25 protein-coding genes are annotated in these 21,395 nt (G+C 41.6%); 11 read left to right on the top strand and 14 right to left on the bottom strand.

The window, feature by feature from the left end:
* Positions 1–59: 59 nt before the first annotated feature.
* Positions 60–494 (bottom strand): transcriptional repressor, encoded by a 435-nt coding sequence (locus tag HUS62_RS14270; RefSeq protein ID WP_054554141.1) that lies wholly within the window; start codon positions 492–494, stop codon positions 60–62.
* Between the two features lie 94 nt (positions 495–588).
* Between HUS62_RS14270 and HUS62_RS14265 the strand changes: the two genes are divergently transcribed.
* The 9 genes from HUS62_RS14265 (at position 589) to HUS62_RS14225 (ending at position 6,819) form a co-directional block, all read left to right on the top strand.
* Positions 589–1,209, top strand: a complete 621-nt coding sequence (locus tag HUS62_RS14265) for a MarC family protein (protein WP_062566539.1) — start codon at positions 589–591, stop codon at positions 1,207–1,209.
* A 98-nt stretch (positions 1,210–1,307) separates the two neighbouring features.
* Positions 1,308–1,787, top strand: coding sequence for a hypothetical protein (locus HUS62_RS14260; RefSeq protein ID WP_054561118.1), 480 nt, complete (start codon positions 1,308–1,310; stop codon positions 1,785–1,787).
* Between the two features lie 236 nt (positions 1,788–2,023).
* Positions 2,024–3,001 (top strand): tRNA dihydrouridine(20/20a) synthase DusA, encoded by a 978-nt coding sequence (gene dusA / locus HUS62_RS14255; protein WP_082422939.1) that lies wholly within the window; start codon positions 2,024–2,026, stop codon positions 2,999–3,001.
* A 236-nt stretch (positions 3,002–3,237) separates the two neighbouring features.
* Positions 3,238–3,912 (top strand): PspA/IM30 family protein, encoded by a 675-nt coding sequence (locus HUS62_RS14250; protein WP_175080039.1) that lies wholly within the window; start codon positions 3,238–3,240, stop codon positions 3,910–3,912.
* 10 nt (positions 3,913–3,922) lie between these two features.
* Positions 3,923–4,129 carry a PspC domain-containing protein gene (locus HUS62_RS14245; protein WP_175080068.1) on the top strand — a complete coding sequence of 69 codons (207 nt, stop codon included), beginning with the start codon at positions 3,923–3,925 and terminating at the stop codon, positions 4,127–4,129.
* A gap of 9 nt (positions 4,130–4,138) precedes the next feature.
* A complete protein-coding gene (locus HUS62_RS14240) occupies positions 4,139–4,465 on the top strand; it encodes a hypothetical protein (RefSeq protein WP_054554146.1) in 327 nt (108 codons plus the stop codon).
* A gap of 80 nt (positions 4,466–4,545) precedes the next feature.
* Positions 4,546–5,052, top strand: a complete 507-nt coding sequence (locus tag HUS62_RS14235; RefSeq protein ID WP_054561116.1) for a copper chaperone PCu(A)C — start codon at positions 4,546–4,548, stop codon at positions 5,050–5,052.
* A gap of 8 nt (positions 5,053–5,060) precedes the next feature.
* Complete coding sequence (locus tag HUS62_RS14230) at positions 5,061–6,047, top strand: DUF2333 family protein (protein WP_062566536.1); 987 nt, start codon at positions 5,061–5,063, stop codon at positions 6,045–6,047.
* A gap of 4 nt (positions 6,048–6,051) precedes the next feature.
* Entirely contained in the window at positions 6,052–6,819 is a 768-nt protein-coding gene (locus tag HUS62_RS14225) for a TIGR04219 family outer membrane beta-barrel protein (protein ID WP_175080038.1), read from the top strand.
* Positions 6,820–6,852: 33 nt separating this feature from the next.
* Here the strand turns inward: HUS62_RS14225 and HUS62_RS14220 are convergent, their stop codons facing one another.
* Positions 6,853–7,740 (bottom strand): TIGR03899 family protein, encoded by an 888-nt coding sequence (locus HUS62_RS14220; RefSeq protein ID WP_058585939.1) that lies wholly within the window; start codon positions 7,738–7,740, stop codon positions 6,853–6,855.
* Positions 7,709–8,215: an SRPBCC family protein gene (locus HUS62_RS14215; protein ID WP_240701457.1), complete on the bottom strand. Its 507-nt coding sequence runs from the start codon at positions 8,213–8,215 to the stop codon at positions 7,709–7,711. The genes HUS62_RS14220 and HUS62_RS14215 overlap by 32 nt, the downstream gene beginning before the upstream one ends.
* Before the next feature lie 259 nt (positions 8,216–8,474).
* Between HUS62_RS14215 and HUS62_RS14210 the strand changes: the two genes are divergently transcribed.
* Both HUS62_RS14210 and HUS62_RS14205 read left to right on the top strand, forming a co-directional pair.
* A complete protein-coding gene (locus tag HUS62_RS14210; protein ID WP_175080037.1) occupies positions 8,475–10,670 on the top strand; it encodes an EAL domain-containing protein in 2,196 nt (731 codons plus the stop codon).
* Between the two features lie 121 nt (positions 10,671–10,791).
* Positions 10,792–12,969, top strand: coding sequence for a YgiQ family radical SAM protein (locus tag HUS62_RS14205; RefSeq protein WP_175080036.1), 2,178 nt, complete (start codon positions 10,792–10,794; stop codon positions 12,967–12,969).
* A gap of 37 nt (positions 12,970–13,006) precedes the next feature.
* On the opposite strand, the gene mgtE is transcribed toward HUS62_RS14205, so the two are convergent.
* From mgtE to HUS62_RS14150, 11 genes are all read right to left on the bottom strand, one after another.
* A complete protein-coding gene (gene mgtE, locus HUS62_RS14200; protein WP_054561109.1) occupies positions 13,007–14,365 on the bottom strand; it encodes a magnesium transporter in 1,359 nt (452 codons plus the stop codon).
* Between the two features lie 212 nt (positions 14,366–14,577).
* Positions 14,578–14,850 (bottom strand): HPr family phosphocarrier protein, encoded by a 273-nt coding sequence (locus tag HUS62_RS14195; protein ID WP_054561108.1) that lies wholly within the window; start codon positions 14,848–14,850, stop codon positions 14,578–14,580.
* A gap of 13 nt (positions 14,851–14,863) precedes the next feature.
* Positions 14,864–15,709, bottom strand: coding sequence for an RNase adapter RapZ (rapZ, locus tag HUS62_RS14190; RefSeq protein WP_175080035.1), 846 nt, complete (start codon positions 15,707–15,709; stop codon positions 14,864–14,866).
* The gene (gene ptsN, locus HUS62_RS14185; protein ID WP_054561106.1) at positions 15,710–16,162 is read right to left on the bottom strand and encodes a PTS IIA-like nitrogen regulatory protein PtsN; all 453 of its coding nucleotides are present in this window, start codon (positions 16,160–16,162) and stop codon (positions 15,710–15,712) included.
* Positions 16,163–16,165: 3 nt separating this feature from the next.
* Positions 16,166–16,453 carry a ribosome hibernation promoting factor gene (gene hpf / locus HUS62_RS14180; protein WP_036971325.1) on the bottom strand — a complete coding sequence of 96 codons (288 nt, stop codon included), beginning with the start codon at positions 16,451–16,453 and terminating at the stop codon, positions 16,166–16,168.
* A gap of 27 nt (positions 16,454–16,480) precedes the next feature.
* Entirely contained in the window at positions 16,481–17,977 is a 1,497-nt protein-coding gene (locus HUS62_RS14175; RefSeq protein ID WP_175080034.1) for an RNA polymerase factor sigma-54, read from the bottom strand.
* A 107-nt stretch (positions 17,978–18,084) separates the two neighbouring features.
* On the bottom strand, positions 18,085–18,810 hold the full coding sequence (lptB, locus tag HUS62_RS14170; protein WP_062566533.1) for an LPS export ABC transporter ATP-binding protein: 726 nt from the start codon (positions 18,808–18,810) through the stop codon (positions 18,085–18,087).
* Positions 18,807–19,328 carry a lipopolysaccharide transport periplasmic protein LptA gene (lptA, locus tag HUS62_RS14165; RefSeq protein ID WP_175080033.1) on the bottom strand — a complete coding sequence of 174 codons (522 nt, stop codon included), beginning with the start codon at positions 19,326–19,328 and terminating at the stop codon, positions 18,807–18,809. Before lptA ends, lptB begins: the two co-directional genes overlap by 4 nt.
* Entirely contained in the window at positions 19,318–19,872 is a 555-nt protein-coding gene (gene lptC / locus HUS62_RS14160; protein ID WP_062566531.1) for an LPS export ABC transporter periplasmic protein LptC, read from the bottom strand. Before lptC ends, lptA begins: the two co-directional genes overlap by 11 nt.
* Entirely contained in the window at positions 19,869–20,420 is a 552-nt protein-coding gene (kdsC, locus tag HUS62_RS14155; RefSeq protein WP_054561100.1) for a 3-deoxy-manno-octulosonate-8-phosphatase KdsC, read from the bottom strand. Before kdsC ends, lptC begins: the two co-directional genes overlap by 4 nt.
* Before the next feature lie 3 nt (positions 20,421–20,423).
* Positions 20,424–21,395 (bottom strand): KpsF/GutQ family sugar-phosphate isomerase, encoded by a 972-nt coding sequence (locus tag HUS62_RS14150; RefSeq protein ID WP_062566529.1) that lies wholly within the window; start codon positions 21,393–21,395, stop codon positions 20,424–20,426.

Genomic DNA, 21,395 nt, shown 5'->3' with positions numbered 1-21,395 from the left:
TTAGGTTTCGAAATGCATTAATCATACTTTAAGTGTAGTGGTTGTTTCAAACACCGCACTTATTCTTTGCATTTTTCGCATTTACCGTGCGCTTCGATTGTTTGTCCTGAGACAATAAATCCACTTTCTGCCGCTAAGTTATTAAGTTCATGAGAAATTACTGTTGAATGTAATTCTTTTACATAACCACAGCTGTCACAAATTAATAACTGTACAGGGTGAATGTGATCAAAATGATGGCACAGCATAAATGAGTTGGTGCTTTCAATTTTATGAATAAAGCCAAGTTCCGATAAGAAATCGAGCGCTCGATAAATAGTGGCAGGTTTTGCGCCTGACTCAGTTAATTTGAGTTGTTCTAATAGGTCATAAGCACCCACACCACCTTGCGCACTAGCTAATAGGCGGAATACTTTTTCACGGATAGGTGTGAAACGTGCACCACGATTATCGCATACTTGTTTTGCTTTACTGACGAGTGATTCTATATTCATCTTCTCTTATCCTTACGCTACCGTGATATACTAACATACTGTATTGTAGTTGCAGTGTTTTTATTCGCTAACACGTTTTCAGGGAGTTTTCTTAATGAGTGAATTGCTAGCTGCATTCATTTTCTTTTTTGCCGTCATTGATCCTATCGGGACCGTGCCTGTTTTTATTGCTGTTACACGCTGGGATGACGCCAAATTTAAGCGCAAAGTTGCATTAAAAGCGGTTGGTGTTTCGGCATTAGTGCTATTATTTTTTGTTGTTGCGGGCGAGTTACTTTTAAACGCGATCAATATTCCACTTTCGGCATTTCAGATTGCCGGAGGTATCGTATTATTACTGTTTGCTCTGTCGATGATCTTCGGTGAAAGTAAACCAGAAACAGAAATCAAAAGTGTTCGAGATAGCACCGAAACCGCTATTTTCCCTTTGGCGATTCCTTCTATTGCCAGCCCCGGTGCCATGCTTGGTGCAGTACTGATGACTCGAAATACCGAATACACTTGGTATGAGCAGCTAATTACCTCATCGATTATGCTTTCTGTGTTAATAATCGTACTGGTTTTATTACTACTTGCCACGCATGTACATAAGTTAATTGGTGATAGTGGCGCGAGCATTATCAGTCGAGTGATGGGCTTAATTTTATCGTCAGTGGCGGTTACCAATATCTTAGGCGGTATCGCTCACTACTTCGGTTTGAGTGTTGTCGGCTAGTTTTAATTTAAAGTGCATTTTCAGTGATTTAAACTTTGAATAATTGCCTTCTTTTATCTAACTTTAAAGAAGGCAATATAAAATTTAAGGAACAAAGAATGCTAATCAAAAATGTCGTCTTATCTGTTTTTCTGATTTTTAGTTTAGGTGCTTGCATGGAGCCGACCTATGATAGTGGTAAGCTAAAAGTCATTGAAGTAACAGATCATGATTTTAAAATTAATGGTGAAAGCGCAGTAACCGTAATTGTTGGTCATGCCAATGTGGCGGAATACAGCTTTTCACTTCGTAAAAGTGATTTAAAGAAAGGCACGCTCCTGCAGTCTGTGTCTGACAGTAATCCAAATGTACGTGCAGATGGTACCTTCTTTAGTGAATATTATGTGCAATCAAAAGATCATGATACGCGTGCATCAATTGAAATTGTCGAAATGGACCCCGTTGAGAAAGTAGCGCGAATTGCAGTGGGTGCTAAGTTAGTTAACCTGAAAAACGAGGACTACAAAGAGCTTGAAATTACGATTTTGGAGCTTACGGGCCAAAACCTTGAACATCTCCTAAGTAAAGTAAAAATGTAGACTTAGCATTTTACCTTATTCATCAAAGAAGTGAGATTGCAGTACACTTCTTCGCCTCTTTTCATTATCTGATCTTTGATTAAGCCATGCCGCGAGCCAGCTTCGGTGGTATAATGGTCGCAATTTTTCATTTCGGTGCATACCTAAAGGGTATGTGTCATCGCTATATTAAGCGTTAATCGTATTAGGTAATTTAAGTTGCAAGTAAATGCATTGATCTTTAAAGGGGCCATGTTATGAGCACAACGACATTAAACCGCCGTTTTTCCGTGGCACCCATGTTAGATTGGACTGATCGTCACTGTCGAACCTTTCACCGCAAAATGACTAAGCATGCTGTGCTTTACACTGAGATGGTGACAACCGGCGCTATTTTATTTGGTAAAGGCGATTACTTACACTTTAATGAGCATGAAGGGCCAGTGGCATTGCAACTTGGTGGCTCAGATCCTGAAGCGTTGGCTAAGTGTGCAAAGTTAGCGGCGGAGCGCGGCTATCATGAAGTAAATTTAAATGTTGGCTGTCCGTCTGATCGTGTGCAAAATGGTCGTTTTGGTGCTTGTTTAATGGCTGAGCCTAAACTGGTTGCTGATTGCGTTGCTGCAATGAAGGCCGAAGTGACTATTCCTGTTACTGTTAAAACTCGCATTGGTATTGATGAGCAAGACTCGTATGAGTTTTTATGTGCTTTAATCGAAGCAAGTCATGATGTTGGCTGTGATGACTTTATTATTCATGCGCGTAAAGCGTGGTTAAATGGCTTAAGCCCAAAAGAGAATCGTGAGATCCCACCTCTTGATTACCCGCGGGTTTACCAGTTGAAAAAAGATTATCCGCAACTTCACTTAAGCTTAAATGGTGGCGTGAAAACAATTGCTGATAGCGTAGCTCACCTTGAGTATGTTGATGGCATTATGATTGGTCGTGAGGCGTATAGTAATCCGTTTATTTTGTCTGAGGTTGACGAAAACATTTATGGTGATGAAGCCTTTACGCTAAGTCGTCATCAGGTTGTACGCTCGATGTACGACTATATTGAAGACGAAATGAGTAAAGGCGCTAACTTTTGGCATATAGCTCGCCATATGTTGGGAATTTTTCAAGGCCAACCTGGTGCGCGTGGTTTTAGACGCCACCTTTCAGAAAAAGGCCATGGCAAAGCGGCCGATTTATCTGTTATGGATAAAGCCTTAAGTTTTGTCCCAGAAGCCTAATCATTTACCCTATTAAAAAAGCCACATTTTGTGGCTTTTTTTGATCCTAAAATTTAGTGAAAAAGTTAATTTTTTAGTCAAATTAGTTATTTTTCATTCAGTCACTAGTCAGCCTAAATCTAAATTTAATTGACTCAACTTATTGTATATAAATGATAATTTTAATTTATTCGTTAGTTGGCACAAGAATTGGAATCTCCTAGCTGTATTAACCCAATAATCAACAGGAGAGTCACATGGGTGTATTAAATCGCGTAAATGACATTATTCAGGCAAACCTTTCTGCAGCATTAGACAAAGCTGAAGTTCCTGAAAAGTTACTTAATCTACTCGTGCAAGAAATGCAGGATGCACTGACTGAATGCCGTGCAACTGCTGCGACATTCTTAACGCAAGAAAAGCAAATGAAGCGTGAAATTGCTGCAAAAGAAGCGAAAGTAGCTGATTGGCAAGCGAAAGCAGAAAAAGCGTTGAGTAAAGATCGTGATGATCTTGCCAAAGCAGCATTAGTTGAAAAGCAGTGTTTAACGACAGAAATCGAAGCACAACAAGCTGAAATGGATAAAGTGGCAGAGTCACTCGCTAAATTGACAGAAGATTGTCAGCGTTTACAAAACAAGCTTGCAGATGCAAAGGCCAAACAGCTGATTTACATGCAAAAAGAACGCGTTGTTACAGCACGCTTAAAAGTAAAAGAGCAGCTGCATAGCAGTAAAGTTGAAGATGCATTAGCGCGTTTTGACTACTTAGAGCAGCGCGTTGAAAGCATTGAGTCGCAAGTTGAGGCGTATGAACTGACACAAAGTGATGCCGCAAATTCAACCGCAGCACAATTCGCTGCCCTTGAGAAAGATGAAGCAATCGATAAAGAGCTTGCTGACTTGAAAGCAACGATGAAGCAGTCGGCTTAGGAGGTTAATGATGAATACTTATCGCACATCGACACGCTGGTACCGTGATCTGAGTAATAAAAAGATCTCGGGTGTATGTAGCGGACTCGCTGCGCGCTTGGGCTTCCCTGTATGGTCAACACGTTTGGTCATGATCATATTACTTATTCAAATGCCCCTGTTAATAGGCGTGGGTTATTTAGTGGCTCATTGCACTTTACCAGTGAAAGGTTACTAGGAGTAGAGCATGAAAACGTTAGCTATCATCATTTTGGCAATGTTATTACTATGCACTGATGCGGTTTCATTTGTATCGTTTGACTCATGGCAATTACCTTTATCAATTGCTGATATGAGTTGGGCTGGGCTTGAGGTCATCGGTGCAATAGTGGCAGTCATTGCCGTCGTTGCAGGTGTTGCGCTATTCACTATTGGGCTGCTAGGCGCAGGTGTTGTTGCTTTGATTGGTGTTGTGCTTGCGTTTTTATTTGGCTCAGTCATGATTGCATGGCCACTTTTACTAATCGCAGCATTATGCTGGTTGATTGCCGATAACAAAAAATCGCCAGCTTAAGGTACTAATAAACTGCCTTAATACATAAAATATGCTAAATTTAGCGGGTAAGTTAATGTCTTAACAAGGATTAAAACATAATGAAACTGTGGCCCGCACTCTCTTTTCTTACCGCAAGTTTATTCTTTAGTACTTTTTCATCTGCCCATAGTGGTCATGATCATAGCGATGTTGCCGAAGTAACCGTAAGCAATGCGCAGGTACGTGAATTTTTACCAGCCAGTAAAGCCAGCGTGGCTTATTTAACTATTACTAACCCAAGTGAGCATGCAACGGTATTAACTAAAGCCGAGCTTGATGGTTTAGGACGTGTTGAAATTCATCAGCATACTCATGTTGATGGCATGATGAAAATGGAACAGGTTTTATCATTAAAGATTGATGGGCACAGCAGTGTTGAGTTTAAACCGGGTGGTTATCACTTAATGGTGTTTGAACCTGAAGATCAACTAAAAGCAGGGCAAGAACGAAAACTCACGCTATATTTTAATGATGGCAATCGAGTTTTTACTCAAGCCAAGGTTGTGTCTTTACAAGAAATGTCTGAGCAGGCATCAAAAAAAAGTAAAGAGCACTCACATCACTAGGAGGTATTATGTCTGAGCATAAAGGAAAAATAGCCAGTGCATTACTTATTATACTAATTATTTTTTACGCGATTGCTGTTTACTGGAGTAGTGAACCAGCTCGTATGGATGTTGTTAGCAAGGCAAAACAGGAAGCGCAAATGCGCGGTGAAAAGTTTGTCACCGGCTACACAACAACAACTACGTTGATCAATGTGGCAAGTACATTATTAAATAAGCCTGGCGGCTACTTATCTAACGATATGATGCCACCAAGTGTAATGATGGATAACATGCCGGCGTGGGAATACGGCGCGCTTGAGATGACCCGAGATTTAGTGTTGTCGATGCGTAAAGACTTCAGTCGTTCACAGTCTCAATCAACTGAGCACGAAGCTCTTAAAAAAGCACAGCCGCAATTTAATATAAGCTCGGTAGCATGGGCATGGCCTAGCGCAGAAACTGAATATCAAAAGGGTATTGATTTACTTATTGTATACCGTACCCAAATTGCGGATCAGAACGATCGAGATAGCCAGTTTTATGCCCGTGCCGATAACTTACGTGGCTGGTTAAAAGAAGCTGAAAAGCGTTTAGGTAGTTTAAGCCAGCGTTTAAGTGCAAGTGTTGGTCAAGATCGTTTGAATACTGATTTAGCTGGCGATACTGCGGCTCATCAAGCAACATACACCCCTTTGCAAAGCCAAGTAAAAACATCTTGGTGGCAAATTGATGATGTATTTTATGAATCGCGTGGTGCAACGTGGGCATTACTGCACTTTTTACAAGCGGTTGAATATGATTTTGCTGATGTCTTAGAAAAGAAAAATGCTCGTGTTAGTCTGCAACAAATTATTCGTGAATTAGAGGCCACGCAAGAAACTGTGTGGAGCCCAATGATCTTAAATGGCAGTGGTTTTGGTTTTGTTGCTAACCACTCACTGGTCATGGCGAATTATATTTCTCGAGCCAATGCGGCTCTAATTGAACTTAGCGAACTTTTAGCGCAAGGATAAAATGATGAAAAAGTACTGTTTAGCAGCTGCCCTTTCAATGGCCTGTTTAGCTCCAACAGCGCAAGCTGATACATTATTAGGTTTATACCTAGGTGTTGATGGCTGGCAATCAGATAACAGCGGTAGTTTTGCTCAAGACGGAAATCTACAAAGCTTTAAATTTGATGATGAAACGTTTACGAGCTACTACGCAGCACTTGAGCACCCAGTGCCGTTAGTACCAAACATTAAACTAAAATACACTGAACTTGAGTTAAATGGTGATACAACACTTGATGAAACATTTAGTTTTGGTGGTTCTGATTACGTTGTAGGCACACAAGTAGGCACAGTGAGTGATTTATCACATGTTGACTACATCCTATATTACGAAATCTTTGATAATGATTTGGTTTCAATTGATTTAGGTGTAAACGCTAAACAATTTGACGGTGAAATTACGGTAACGGGTACTTCGCAAGAAGGTGGCCCAAGTACAACTGAGCGCGTTGATTTTTCTGGTTTCGTACCTTTAGTGTATGGTCGTGCTGAAGTTGGCTTGCCGTTAACAGGTTTAAGCGTATTCTTTGAAGGTAGCTTACTGGCTATCGACGATAGCAAAGTTCAAGACTACCAAGCGGGTGTTGCATACGCTTTACTTGATAACTTAGCAATTGATATGGACATTAAAGCGGGTTACCGCTCAATGACTTTAGAGCTTGATGATATTGATGATATCTACACAGATTTAGATGCATCAGGCCCATTTGCGGGTATTCAAATCCACTTCTAATCGAGTTTTTCGGTTTATATTTAGCTGGCAGCTTTATTTTAAAGCTTGCCAGCTAACTTCAAATTCATCTTCTAATGATGTTGAAAGTATCTGCTTATAAGCCTTATTTATTGGCGATGCGATTAGCTTTCTTAACTCGTCGCCCGTTTGTGTAAATTTATAATAACTGAGTACTAAGTCATTACTTTTTGCTTTTAAAACCAAGCGTTGATTCATAAAGCTCAGCACCAGTTCTTGGCCAGCTTTTAAAACAGCTGACTCGATTTCTTTTCGATACAGCAAGTTAATATCCATTAGGGTAAGAATGTCAGGAAAGCTAACAGGGGTTTTCCCTAAATTAAATGACACCTTGTTACCTTTTCTAAGTAAATCAAACAGCGAAGGCTTCTTGTAAAAGCCAAGTAAAATTAAGTGGCTGTTATCTTTTTCATTGAAGCCACACAGTGATGTACAGCGCTGAAGGGCATCTGCTTCGCGCTGTGTCATGTGTTTAAGTGTTTGTAAGCTTTTAATCGAAAAGGTGCCCGGTGACACGGTCTCACCTGCGAGTATTTTTGCCCATAGCTTTTGCATTGAAGAATTAGCTGTGTCTTCACATAAACTAATAAAGCGCTCTATCCAATCAAAATCTGGTTGTTGTTGGCCCGTGACATCGGGGCAAAACGCCATAGCCATCGCCATAATGGTTTCGATATTTTCTTGGCGCTTAATGAATTGAATTTCTTGGCGAGTTTGGGCGCGCTCTAAAAGGCTTGCTTGCGCTTTAATTTGATAAGCTAACTGCTGTTGACCTTGTGCTGAGTAGCTGTCATCACCAGCATGGTTGATCCTAGCCGATGATGCCTTATGAATAGGGTAGCCAAGCTGGTTTTCTATGATATTAGCAAGATTAACTCTCGCCTGAGCTGCTTTCACTGTCATCGGTCACACTGTCCTTACCTGTTGTTGCTAACTGCGCATGAGTTTTGATGTTATTGAGCGCCAGTTTTACTGTGTTATTGAGAATATACTGGCTTAGTAAAGCAAGGTAGCCACCAATAATAGGGGTGTTGACCTCACCTTTTAATGAACACTCAATGTTAACGTTATCACCCTCAGGTAAATAGCGAATTGTGCCTTGGGCAATGTGTTCTTTATTAAATAAGATATTAAATGAAAGCTGGCTGTTGTCGAGTTGGGTGATGGTCATTTCACCTTCGCCAAAGCGACTTTGCCAAAATTGATGTGCACCTACTCCTTGGCTAGGCTCTGCAATGGTAAATTCGATACTCGGGTCGACAGCCTGCCATGGTTGCCATTTAGGCCATTGATTAAAGTCACCAACAAGGCTCGCAACTTCAGCACTGCTCGCATTCACTTTAATTGATTTGTGAACAGTATATTGCGGTGAAAGCATGAGCCCAATCACAAGTGAGATCAGAATGCTGATAAAAATCGCTTTTAGGGTAAAAATGAGTATTTTAATAATCTCACCTCAGGCAATTGTTTTATAACTTTCATAACATTATACGTAACATAGACTATAATTTGTTTGATACTATATAAGCTATCACTAATGTATCATAGTTAAATAAGTGATAGAATTTTGAGCATCGCTGTAAAATGGAGTGGCGCCATAGTTACAGTATTACGGGGATCACTTTAAGGAATTATTAATGGCATCAGAGAGTAACGACTTTTTGTTTAGTGACCAAGATGACGAACAGTTAGTGGATGAAACTGTCTCTGATTTTTGGGACGTATTAATTGTCGATGATGATCCAGAAATACATTCAGTTACTAAGCTTGCTCTTTCAGGCGTTGAGTTTTGGGATAAAGGGCTGCGATTCCACCATGCCTACTCAGGTGCAGAAGCGCTCGAATTACTTAAAAATGACCATTCGATTTCGGTAATACTCCTTGATGTGGTTATGGAGTCAGATGATGCTGGCTTGCAAGTTGTAAAGCAGGTTAGAGAGTGCCTCAATAATCACAATGTGCGCATTATTTTACGTACCGGACAACCAGGCTATGCACCTGAAGAAAAAGTGATCCGCGAATACGATATTAACGACTACAAAACAAAAACAGAGCTAACACGTAGTAAACTTATCACCGCCCTGGTTACTGCTATTCGCTCTTATGAGCAAGTATGTCAGCTCGAATTTCAAAGCCGCGCGTTAAATAATATTTTGTATGCATCTAAGGCTATTCTTGGTTTTACTGATATCAAAGCTTTTTCGATGGCAGTGATTAAGCAGCTCTCAATTATTTTAGATTGCGAACCGCAAGGTTTACTGTGTGGTTCTATTGAAGATGACAATCAGGTTTATGTTTTAGGTGGTTGTGCTGAATATAATGAGTTTATTGGCCAGGGTATTGAGCAGCTTGATGATGGCCGTATTATCATGCAAGTTAACAACTGCCTAGCCCAAGGTGAGCATCAGCACACCGATGTAGACAGTACGTATTTATTAAAAAGCAAAAACCGCCAAGCAGCTATTTACTTAGAAACCGAGCACACTCCAAGTCCTTCACAACTACAATTTGCAGAGATATTTTTAACCAATGTCAGTGTTGGTCTTGATAATGTTAGATTGTTTAACCGTTTACGTGATGCAGCTTATAAAGATGTTTTAACTGGCTTATCGAATCGTAACGATTTCATGAATAAAGTGGAGCGTTACTACCAGCCGGGTAAAAGTGACTATGTCTTTTTATTAATTGATGTTGCGCAATTCTCAGATATTAATAATGGCTTAGGCCAAGAGATTGGTAACTTATTACTAAATGCCATTGTTGATAGGCTACATCAAGAATACCCAAATGCAAAGCTGCTCTCGCGTATTGGTGCAGATGTGTTTGGCTTACTGTTACCCGTTGGTGAATGTGATGTTGAGCTACTACGCGAGCATTTAAGTTTGCCGTTCAATGCTGGTGAACACATTTTACCAATCAACTTTAAAATTGGTTTATGTTACCAAGGTGATTTCCAACAAGCCGGGATCGAGACCTTAAAACTCGGTTACATTGCGTTAAACCAAGCTAAAAAACAATCTTCTGAAATGGTGGTGACGTATACCCCAGATATGGAAGAGCAGATGGCATGGCGTTTGGGGATCATCAGGCAGCTTCGTCAAGATTTTGAGCAACGTAAATTAGAAGTGTGGTTTCAACCGCAACTTGATTTAAATACCCTCGAAATTATAGGTTGTGAAGCGCTGCTGCGTTGGCCCTCAGGAAATGGTCAGTATATTTCGCCAGCGATTTTCGTTCCAATGGCTGAAGATGCCGGTTTAATTGTCGATATAGGGCAGTGGGTGCTGGAGCAAGCATGTATGCAGCAAAAGCGCCTAGAAGCGATGGGATTTGCAATTAGCATTGCAGTAAACGTCTCAGTGCCACAATTTAAAGTTAAAGGCTATGCTCAGCAAGTAAAAGACACGCTTATTAAATACGATGTAGAACCGCAATATATTGAACTTGAAGTAACCGAAAGCGTGGTTATGGATGAGCTTACGAATGTGATCACAACTTTAAAAGAGCTCAAAGAGTTTGGTATCGAGATTGCGATCGACGACTTCGGTACAGGGTTTTCATCGTTAAGTTACTTGCAAAAACTTCCGCTAGACAGACTCAAAATTGATCGCGATTTTATTAAAGACTTGCCAGGTCAAGATTGTCAGGCGATTGCTGCGTTAATTATTTCTTTAGGTGCAAGGCTGGGTTTAAAAACCATAGCAGAAGGGGTCGAGACACAAGCGCAAGCGGATTATTTAGCCCAGCTTGGCTGTGATGAAGTGCAAGGCTTCATGTATGCTAAGCCTATGCCAGAAAAAGAGTTAATTACCTACCTGCAAGCTAAACAATAGAAAGTTTCAACAAAAGCATATTAATTAAACAGCGCCCTCCCATGTGAAGGGCGTTTTGTTTTCTATAATAATCCATAAGAGTGGGGTATAATTCGCCCCTTTTGTTAGCAGAGTACACTTTATGAGCGCATTAAAAGCCGAGCGAGGCCTGTTTTCTTACCCTAAGTATTGGGCTGAATGCTATGGCACGGCGCCATTTTTACCAACCACTCGTGCAGAAATGGACGCGTTAGGCTGGGATAGCTGTGACGTGATCATTGTCAGTGGTGATGCGTATGTAGATCACCCAAGTTTCGGTATGGCTGTGATTGGGCGTATGCTTGAGTCACAGGGTTTTCGTGTGGGTATAATTGCACAACCTGATTGGAACTCAAAAGATGCCTTTATGGCGTTAGGTAAGCCTAATTTATTCTTTGGTGTTACAGCGGGTAATATGGACTCGATGATCAACCGTTATACTGCTGAAAAGCGTATGCGTCATGATGATGCTTATACGCCGGGTAACATAGGCGGTAAACGTCCTGACCGTGCGGTAGTTGTTTACAGCCAACGCTGTCGCGAAGCTTATAAAGATGTGCCGCTGATCATTGGTGGTATTGAGGCGAGTTTACGCCGTATTGCTCATTATGATTATTGGCAAGAAAAAGTACGCCGTAGCGTATTGTTTGATGCCAAAGCTGACATTCTAATTTACGGTAATGCTGAGCGCCCACTTGTTGAAGTTGCCCACCGTATTGCTGCGGGTGAGTCGGTTGAGACAATTCAAGATATTCGTGGTACTGCGGTTATTCGTAAAGAACCATTACCGGGTTGGCGTGGTAGTGACTCAACTGCAATTGATAAAATCGGTAAGATTGATCCAATTCCAAACCCGTATGGCGCAGATGATGTGGGTTGTAGTAAATCTGAATTTAAAAAAGCAGGTATTGATTTAAGTGCCGAGGCGGCTAAGCCAATCACTGTTCAGCCAGCTCGTCCTAAGCCTTGGGAAAAGACCTACGTTAAGCTGCCAGCGTATGAGCAAGTAAGCGTAAATAAACCGCTTTATGCCCATGCCTCGCGTATTTTGCACCAAGAAACCAACCCAGGTTGTGCACGTGCGTTATTTCAACGCCATGGCGATCGTTCTATTTGGGTTAACCCGCCAGCATTCCCACTTGAAACTGAAGAAATGGATGGCGTATTTGGTTTGCCATATCAGCGTATTCCACACCCAAGCTACGGCGATGAAAAAATCCCAGCCTATGAAATGATTAAAACCTCGGTGAACATCATGCGTGGTTGCTTTGGTGGTTGTTCTTTTTGTTCGATTACAGAGCACGAAGGACGTATTATTCAAAGCCGTTCTGAACAATCAATTATTGATGAAATTGAGCAAATTCGTGACAGAGTGCCAGGATTTACAGGGGTTATTTCTGACTTAGGCGGACCGACAGCGAATATGTACAAGTTACGTTGTAAGAGCAAAAAGGCAGAGAGTACGTGCCGACGTTTATCATGTGTTTATCCTGATATCTGTAAGCACATGGACACGGATCACACCCCAACTATTGAGCTTTATAAAAAAGCCCGTGATGTAAAAGGTGTCAAGAAAATCTTAATTGCGTCTGGTGTACGCTATGACTTAGCCGTTGAAGATCCGCGCTACGTAAAAGAGTTAGTTACCCATCACGTAGGCGGGTACTTAAAAATTGCCCCTGAGCATACTGAAGATGGTCCATTGTCTAAGATGATGAAGCCGGGCATGGGGGCTTACGATAAGTTTAAAGAGTTATTTGATAAATACTCAAAAGAAGCGGGTAAAAAGCAGTATTTGATCCCGTATTTTATTTCTGCTCACCCAGGAACGAAAGACGAAGACATGGTGAACATGGCGTTGTGGCTAAAGGCTCATGACTTTAAACTTGATCAAGTACAAAACTTTTATCCATCGCCGATGGCTAATGCAACCACGATTTATCACACAGAGATGAACTCGCTGCGCAATATTAAAAACAATACTGAACAAGTGTCAGTTCCAAAAGGTGCGCGTCAGCGTCGCTTACACAAAGCAATTTTACGTTACCACGATCCGGCTGGTTGGCCGATGATCCGTGAAGCTCTAAGAAAAATGGGCAAAGCGAATCTAATCGGTAAAGGACCGAACTGTTTGGTACCTGAAGAAGGTCGCAACGAGAAAGCTGCTAGAGGAAAGGGCGGTAAAGGCCGTGCGGCACTGACTCGTCACACCGGTTTTAGCCAGTTTAAAAAGGCCAATACCAAACCTAGAGTAGGTAAAAATAAGCAGCGCGCAAAGTAAAAGGTATAAATACGGCCCTTAAAGGGCCGTTTTTATATTAGATCAATAACCAAGTCGCGGTGCCTAAAAAGGCAAAGATACCAACAATATCAGTGACGGTTGTCAGCACTACGCTCCCTGCAAGGGCTGGGTCAATTTTCATTTTCTTAAGAATTAATGGAATGCTCGCACCCGCAATACCAGCGGCAACAAGGTTCATAAACATTGCAAAGGCCAGCACTGCGCCGAGCTTAAAGTCCCACTGCCATAGGGCAACCACACCAGCAATTAATATCGACCAAATAATGCCATTCAGTGCGCCAATCGCTAACTCCTTAAGTAATAAGAAGCGTTGGTTGGTTTGGTTGATATGACCAACCGCTATACCACGAATAACCAGAGTTAGGGTTTGGCTACCCGCAACACCCCCCATTGAAGGGACGATACCATTGAGTACCGCTAAAATAGGCAAGATTGCTAAGGTGTTTTCGAAAAAGCTTGCCACAATTGCTGCTAACAATGCGGTTAATAAGTTAACCCCAAGCCAAATAGAGCGACGCTGCGAACTTTTTAGCACTGGCGCAAAGGTATCTTCTTCGTCGTCAAGACCCGCGAGGCTTAGCATGCTGTGCTCTGCATCTTCACGGATTACGTCAACGATATCATCGATGGTAATACGACCAAGCAAGTGAGCGTTATCATCCACAACAGGCGCTGAAATCCAGTTGTGACGCTCGAACAGTTGCGCTACATCACTTTCATCCATAGAGATTAGGATTGACTCACAGTCTTCATCCATTAAATCACGAACAATTTTATCTGAAGGACTGGTCAGCAATGTAGTTAATGAAAGCGCGCCTAAAAAGCAGTTATGCTTGTCAACTACATATAAGTCATCGGTACCCTCTGGTAGCTCACCTCGTAAGCGTAAATAGCGCAGTACAACATCGAGAGTAACGTCAGGACGAATGGTGACCGTATCGCTGTTCATCAAGGCACCGGCTGAGCGCTCTTGATAAGAAAGTGCTTGAGTTGCTCTCTCTCTATCTTGCGAATCCATGGCACTGACAACGTCTTGATATACGGTATCAGGAAGACTACGTAAAACCTCACCTAAGTCATCGTCGTCCATATCTTCAGTGGCAGCAGCAATGTGCTCAGGCTCCATCTGGGCAATAATGCCAAGACGTACATCTTCAGAGAGTTCTTCTAGAACATCACCACGGACATCTGGATCAACCAGCTGCCAAAGCATACGACGAATTTTATGGGGAGAAGATTCAAGTAAAAGGGCTGTATCACAAGGTGCCGTTTTGGCTAACATACCGCGCACTTGAACAAATTGACCACTATTGAGTGACTTGGTCACTTGTTTGAGTTGTTGTAGTGGGTAATCTTGTTCAAAGGCTTCTGGCATTGGCGTCCTTACAACTGAAAAAAAGTTTAAATAGGCTAAGCAAATACAGCATAGTTGCTTTGTAGTGTATTTGCAGAGATATCGTCGCACTGCGATAAATTTATTAAGAGTTTTGTAATTTAGAAAAGCGAGCGATATAAAAGTAGGATATTTAAAGGGAATTTTAAATATCCGAATTAAGTTTACCGTAAACCTTGAAGTCTTAGCAAATGCTATTCTTGCTCGTGGAAGCGTTGTGCAATTAATTCGCCGATTGCCGTTAATGCAGCATCGGCGTCAGGGCCTTCGCACACAACGCGAACTTCTTTACCCTGACTACTTTCAAGTAGCATTAATGCTAACACGCTGTCGCCTTCAGCTTCTTTATCATCTTGATAAAGCGTAATTTTGGCATCAAATTGCAGTGCTAATTGCGCTAAAACAGTAGCAGCACGAGCATGTAAGCCAAGTTTATTTTGAATTAAAAAGGTATCTTCAGCGTGCATTGTTGGTGCCTAATTAAATGTCTTGTTCGCGGTGGCGAATTTTTACATTAGCATGAGTTTTAGAAAAGCTCTCACCAATTGTTTGCGCTAAGTAAACAGAGCGATGCTGGCCGCCGGTGCAACCAATAGCAATGGTCAGGTAACTGCGGTTATTACGCTCTAAATGTGGCAACCAAGTTTGCACAAAGGTTTGTATTTGCCACGTGAACTTTTGCACTATGCTGTGGCTAGCTAGGTAATCTTTTACTGGTTGATCAAGGCCTGTTAGTGGCTTTAAATCAGGTTCCCAGTGTGGGTTAGGTAAAAAGCGTGCATCAAAAACGTAGTCAGCTTCTTTTGGAATACCATGCTTAAAGCCAAACGACATAAAAGTAATAATCAGCTTTTTATCTTTTTTACCTAAAATCTTTTCGCGAATTGATTCTGCTAATTGATGAACACTCAGATCAGTGGTATCAATCATAAAGTCAGCGCGAGTGATCAACACATCAAGCAGGATTTTTTCTTGTTTAATGGCCAGATCAAGCGGCAAAGAATCAATAGATAGTGGATGCAAGCGGCGTGTTTCTGAAAAGCGCTTGATCAGTGTTTTGTCATCACTGTCTAAATAGAATAGTGTTGGGTTTGCGAAACCTGGCAGGTACTCAAGAATATCATTAAATTCTTGCTGCTCTTTCGGTAAGTTACGCACGTCGATGCTGACCGCTATTTTATCGTAGTTATCAGACACACTTCGTACGAGCGATGGCAGTAAATTAACCGGAATATTATCAACGCAATAATAGCCTAAGTCTTCAAGTACACGTAAAGCGACCGATTTACCTGAGCCTGAGCGACCGCTGATAATTATTAATTCCATTTATGCCTCTGCTGATATGACCTGAAACAGTTGCTGATCGGTAGTAGCACTACGCAGCTGTTTACAAAACTCTTTATCTTTAAGTCTATCAGCAATTGTTGATAAGGTCTTTAGGTGAAGCTGACAGTCACCATCTGGTACGATGAGTGCCACAAAAATATCAACTGGACGATTATCAATTGCATCAAAATTAATAGGGGATTCACTCACTATCACAAATGCATGAGGCTCATCTGCGCCGCTCATTCGGCCATGTGGAATAGCAATACCTCGGCCAATGCCGGTGCTACCTAGTTTTTCTCGGTTGAGTAAAGCATCTAGGATATCTTGTTGCGATAAATGAGGAAGCTGCTGGTGGGCCAGTTCGCTGATATATTCAAGAATTCTTTTTTTGCTATTAAAAAGGACCGCAGCTTTGCTGCAGTCCTGGTTAGTAAGTGAACTTAGTTTCATAATTTAATGTCGAGCTAATTTCTCTTTGTGTTTAATGACTTGGCGATCAAGTTTATCGATCAGTGAGTCAATGGCTGCGTACATATCTTGATGTTCTGTAGAAGCGAACAATTCGCCTCCGTTTACATGTAAAGTTGCTTCTGCTTTTTGGCTTAATTTTTCTACATCTAGAATGACATGAACATTATTAATATGGTCAAAATGCCTTTCTAGTTTTGCAAACTTGGTGTTTACATAGTCTCTTAATGAATCTGTGATTTCTACATGACGACCAGTTAAATTTAGTTGCATAAGCATTTTTCCTTCTATGTAAAACGCCTAAATCAGACTCTTACGCTGATTAGACGGAGGTATTGCTAGAGACTCACGATATTTTGCAATTGTACGTCTAGCTACTTTAATTCCTTGCTCAGCCAATATATCTGCAATTTTGCTATCACTCAATGGTTTAGCTGAGTTTTCTGCAGCGACTAACTTCTTGATTAAAGCGCGTATTGCTGTAGAAGAACACTCACCACCATTTTCGGTGCTGACATGGCTTGAGAAGAAATATTTCAACTCAAAAATACCCCGTGGGGTATGCATATATTTTTGCGTTGTTACCCGTGAAATCGTCGATTCATGCATTTCGACCATTTCAGCAACATCATTTAGCACCATCGGCTTCATTGCTTCAGGGCCATGCTCAAAGAAAGCTTGTTGTTGTTGAACGATACAGTTGGTCACTTTTAATAGCGTATCGTTACGGCTTTCTAAGCTTTTAATAAACCACTTAGCTTCTTGTAAGTGAGAACGAATAAATTGGCTGTCGCTACTTGATTTAACAGAGCGAGACATCGCCGCATATTGGCTGTTCACTCTAATCTTTGGCATACAGTCTGGGTTTAACTCGACTACCCAGCGACCTTTTACTTTTTTTACTGATACATCAGGTATGACGTACTCAGATTCTTCGCGCACTATGCTATCCGCAGGCTTAGGATTTAAGCTGTGGATGAGCGTCATCACTTCTTTAAGCTCGTTTTCTTTAAGCTTAGTCTTTTTCATCAAAGTTCGATAGTCGCGACTCGCTAATAATTCGATATGCTCAGATAAAACCATTTTAGTTTCAGCTAAATATGGCGTATTAGCATCGAATTGGCGTAACTGAATGCACAGACATTCTTGTAAACTGCGCGCACCAATACCCACAGGATCAAATAACTGAATTCTTTTTAAGACCGCTTCGACTTCATCAAGTTCGATTTCTTCTTCATCGTTATTTTGATTAAAGCTTTCGACGATATCTTCACAGCTTACCGTTAATATACCTGAGTCATCGATAGCTTCTACAATTGCCACAGCAATCGCTTCATCAGTAGGGCTAAATGGCGTGAGCTGTAATTGCCACATTAGGTATTCATGAAGGGTTTCGGTTGATGCTCCCTGATAGATAGATTCATCTTCAGGCATTGGCCCTGACGATGTTGAAGGGGCGGCACTCATGTACTCATCCCACGTGACGTCCATTGCTAAGTCATCGCTTACGGTGTCTTTATTGAGAGCATCACTACTTTCTTGCTCGTACTCGCTAGGTGCTTCTTCGGCAGACGCGCTGACTTGCACATCGTCAGGCTCCGCTTTTTGCTCATTCTTGCCGGTGCTTTCTTCATTGTAATCCGCTTCTTCCACTTCAAGCAGGGGATTACTATCAAGCGCTTCTTGAATTTCTTGCTGGAGATCCAATGTACTGAGCTGCAACAAACGAATCGCTTGTTGCAGTTGTGGAGTCATTGTAAGTTGCTGGCCCATGCGCAGCTGTAATGATTGCCTCATGTATCCCTAACAATCCTTTTTAAGTTATCGATAACTGTATAAACACAGTTATCGATTTATTGTCATTGTTATAAGTCTAGCAGATGCTCTAGTCGCTGGCGTAATGGTTACAGCCTGAATTGCTCGCCTAGATATACATCGCGTACAGTTTGGTCTGCTAATACGTGCTCAGGTGTGCCTGATGCAATTAGCTCCCCATGAGAAACAATGTAGGCTTTTTCACAAACATCAAGGGTTTCTCGAACATTATGGTCAGTAATTAGTACACCGATACCACGATTTTTTAGGTGCTCAATAATTTTCTTTATATCTAACACTGAAATTGGATCAACACCAGCAAAAGGCTCATCTAAAAGGATAAATTTAGGATTAGCGGCTAATGCGCGAGCAATTTCTACACGGCGTCGCTCACCACCTGACAGCGCCATACCTTGGCTGTCACGAATGTGTTGAATACTAAACTCATCGAGTAAGCTATTGAGTGTTTCTTCGCGGGTGGTTTTATTTAGATCTTTACGAGTTTCTAAAATGGCCATCAAGTTTTGGTAAACCGTCAACTTTCGAAAAATTGACGATTCTTGTGGCAGATAGCCAATACCTAAACGCGCACGGCTATGCATTGGTAAAAGGGTGATATCGTTATCATCAATACTGATTTTACCTTTGTCGCTAGGTACTAGGCCTACAATCATATAGAAGGTCGTTGTTTTACCTGCGCCATTTGGACCAAGCAAGCCAACAATACTGCCAGCTTCAACTTCAAGACCGACATTTTTAACCACTTGGCGGCCTTTGTAGCTTTTAGCTAAAAGCTCTGCTTTTAATGTGCTCATGGTTGGCCTTTATTATCTTTTTTATTTTCAACAGGCACTAAAATAGTGTGTACACGATCTGTTGAGTTTTCGTCTTTTTCAGCACTGATCAGCTGCTGTGCCATATCATAGGTAATGCTTTTTGCTGTTACTTTTTGACCTGCTTGAGTAACTTCAGCTTCACCATTTAAGGTTAAGAAGCGTTTTGCAACATCATAACGTACTTCTTCTGCGCTTGCGCTCATCACGGTGCCATCAGCTTGCTTTTCTTCGAAGTAAGCAGGCTTACCTGTGGCAATAATCAACTCTACTGTACCTTCGGTATCACCGCCGTGTGCTTCAAGGCGCTCTGCGGTAATACGACGATTACCATGCACGATCTCTACGTTACCTTCAAATATGCCAACGCCATCTTTTAGTTTACCTACTTGGCGATCTGAGCTAATGCTAATTTGAGCGCCAGTTTGCTCGGCAGCTGCGCCCGAAAAGGCAATCAATAAGCTAGGGAGCAGGAGTAATTTCTTCAGTTTATTGGTCATAGTATATGGTTCGTGTATGGTTAGTTAACTCAACAATTTCGGTTTTTAAATCGGCTTTTAAGCCTTTCCCGGTAATCTTTAAATTCGGTCCTGTTAGTGTCACAGGTTGCTTAGAAAACATGGTCATTTTATCAATGTCGACATTAATGTTTTCTGCTTTTATATCTTCGATCATGCCGTTATGGGTTAAGTTTTTAGCAACTACATCCCCTTCAAAAATCAGCTGATCGTTTTCATACAATGTGGCTTCTTTGGCTTTTACTTGCCAAACCTGCTGGTCGCCATAAATAGTAAAAATAGGTTGCTCAAAAAAGGTAAACCCTAATTGTTGATACAACTCCATTTTAGCAGCAGCCACTTTATGACTAATTTTGCCTTGCTCGTCATACGCTGTTTGCTTTAACGCCACTGCGGTGTAATCAGGTGTTGCGATAATCTCGTCTTCACTAGTTATTGTGTCTGTTGATTGGTTAAAGTACGGGTACCATAACCACACCATGCAACAAACAAAAACAATACTCAGTAAAATACGGGCTATATTCATGCGCTGGTTCCATCGCTAGTTAACGGCTTACCGTTTTCTAACATCAGTAAATCAGTTAATTCACGCACAGCTCCAAAGCCACCTGGTAATAATGTGGTGTAATGAGCCAGCTTTTTAATCAGTGGGTGTGCGTCGTTTACTGCAACAGCAAACCCTACTTTTTCCATTACTGGTAAGTCTGGACCATCATCACCAATATAGGCAATTTGTTCATCAGTCAGCCCCAGTTTATCTTTTAACTCTTGATAAGCAATCAGCTTATCTTCTTGTCCCTGATAAATGTGCTGAACTGTTAGGCTAGTCATTCGCTGCTGAACTATTTGTGAATGGCGGCCAGTAATCACTGCCACTTCAAAGCCACTATTAATGAGCGCTTTAATACCAAAGCCATCTTTAGTATTAAATGCTTTAAGCTCTTCGCCATCATTACCTAAATAAATTCGGCCATCAGAAAAAACGCCATCTATATCACAGATTAGCAATTTTACTTTTTGTGCGCGCTGACTCACATCAGGGCTAAGAGGCTGGTATAGCTCGGCGAATGTCATTGCTTAAAGAACTCCTGCTTTTAATAGGTCTTGCATATTAAGGGCACCAATTGGCGTATTACTTTGATCTACCACAATTAAACCATTGATACGTTTACGTTCCATAATATTTAAAGCTTCAGCTGCAAGCATATCAGGGCGAGCAGTTGTACATGAACGGGTCATTACTTGGCTAATTGCCGTATTATGGATATCGATGCGCTGTTCTAAAATACGGCGTAAGTCACCATCAGTGAATAATCCGGCTAACTTTTCATCTGCACCAATCACCGCGGTCATACCAAGGCCCTTGGCTGACATTTCGATTAGTGCGTCTTTAATGCTTTGGGTTTCGCTAACGATTGGCGTGGCGTCGCCTGCGTGCATCACATCATCTAATGTAAGTAATAAACGTTTACCTAAGCTGCCACCCGGGTGCGAAAGCGCAAAATCATCGGCTGTGAAACCACGGGTTTCAAGTAACGCAACCGCCATTGCATCACCCATAACCAAGGTCGCTGTGGTACTTGCAGTTGGCGCAAGGCCTAATGGACATGCCTCTTGGCTTACTTTAATGCACACATGTACATCAGACAGTTTGGCCATGGTTGAGTCTGGGTTGCCTGTTAGTGAAATCATTTTTGCGCCAATGCGCTTGATAACAGGGATAATGCTAAGTACTTCGCTGGTTTCGCCTGAGTTCGAAATACACATCACCACATCATCACGGGTGATCATGCCTAAATCACCGTGGCTTGCTTCGCCAGGATGAACAAAAAATGCCGGTGTGCCAGTACTTGCAAGGGTCGCCGCAATTTTATTACCAACGTGGCCAGACTTGCCCATACCAATCACAATAATACGACCTGTACATTGGAACATTAATTGGCAAGCGTTATCGAAATCTTGATTTATATATTGCTCAATTTCTTGTAAAGCTTGTGCTTCAATTTCGAGTACGCGCTTACCCTGCGCGATAAAGCTAGGTTGTGTCAT

Source organism: Pseudoalteromonas sp. 0303, assembly GCF_013349995.1.
In the GTDB taxonomy this organism is placed as follows: domain Bacteria; phylum Pseudomonadota; class Gammaproteobacteria; order Enterobacterales; family Alteromonadaceae; genus Pseudoalteromonas.
Note: the sequence above shows the minus strand (reverse complement) of the source record. Positions and strands in the feature narration are given on the sequence as shown.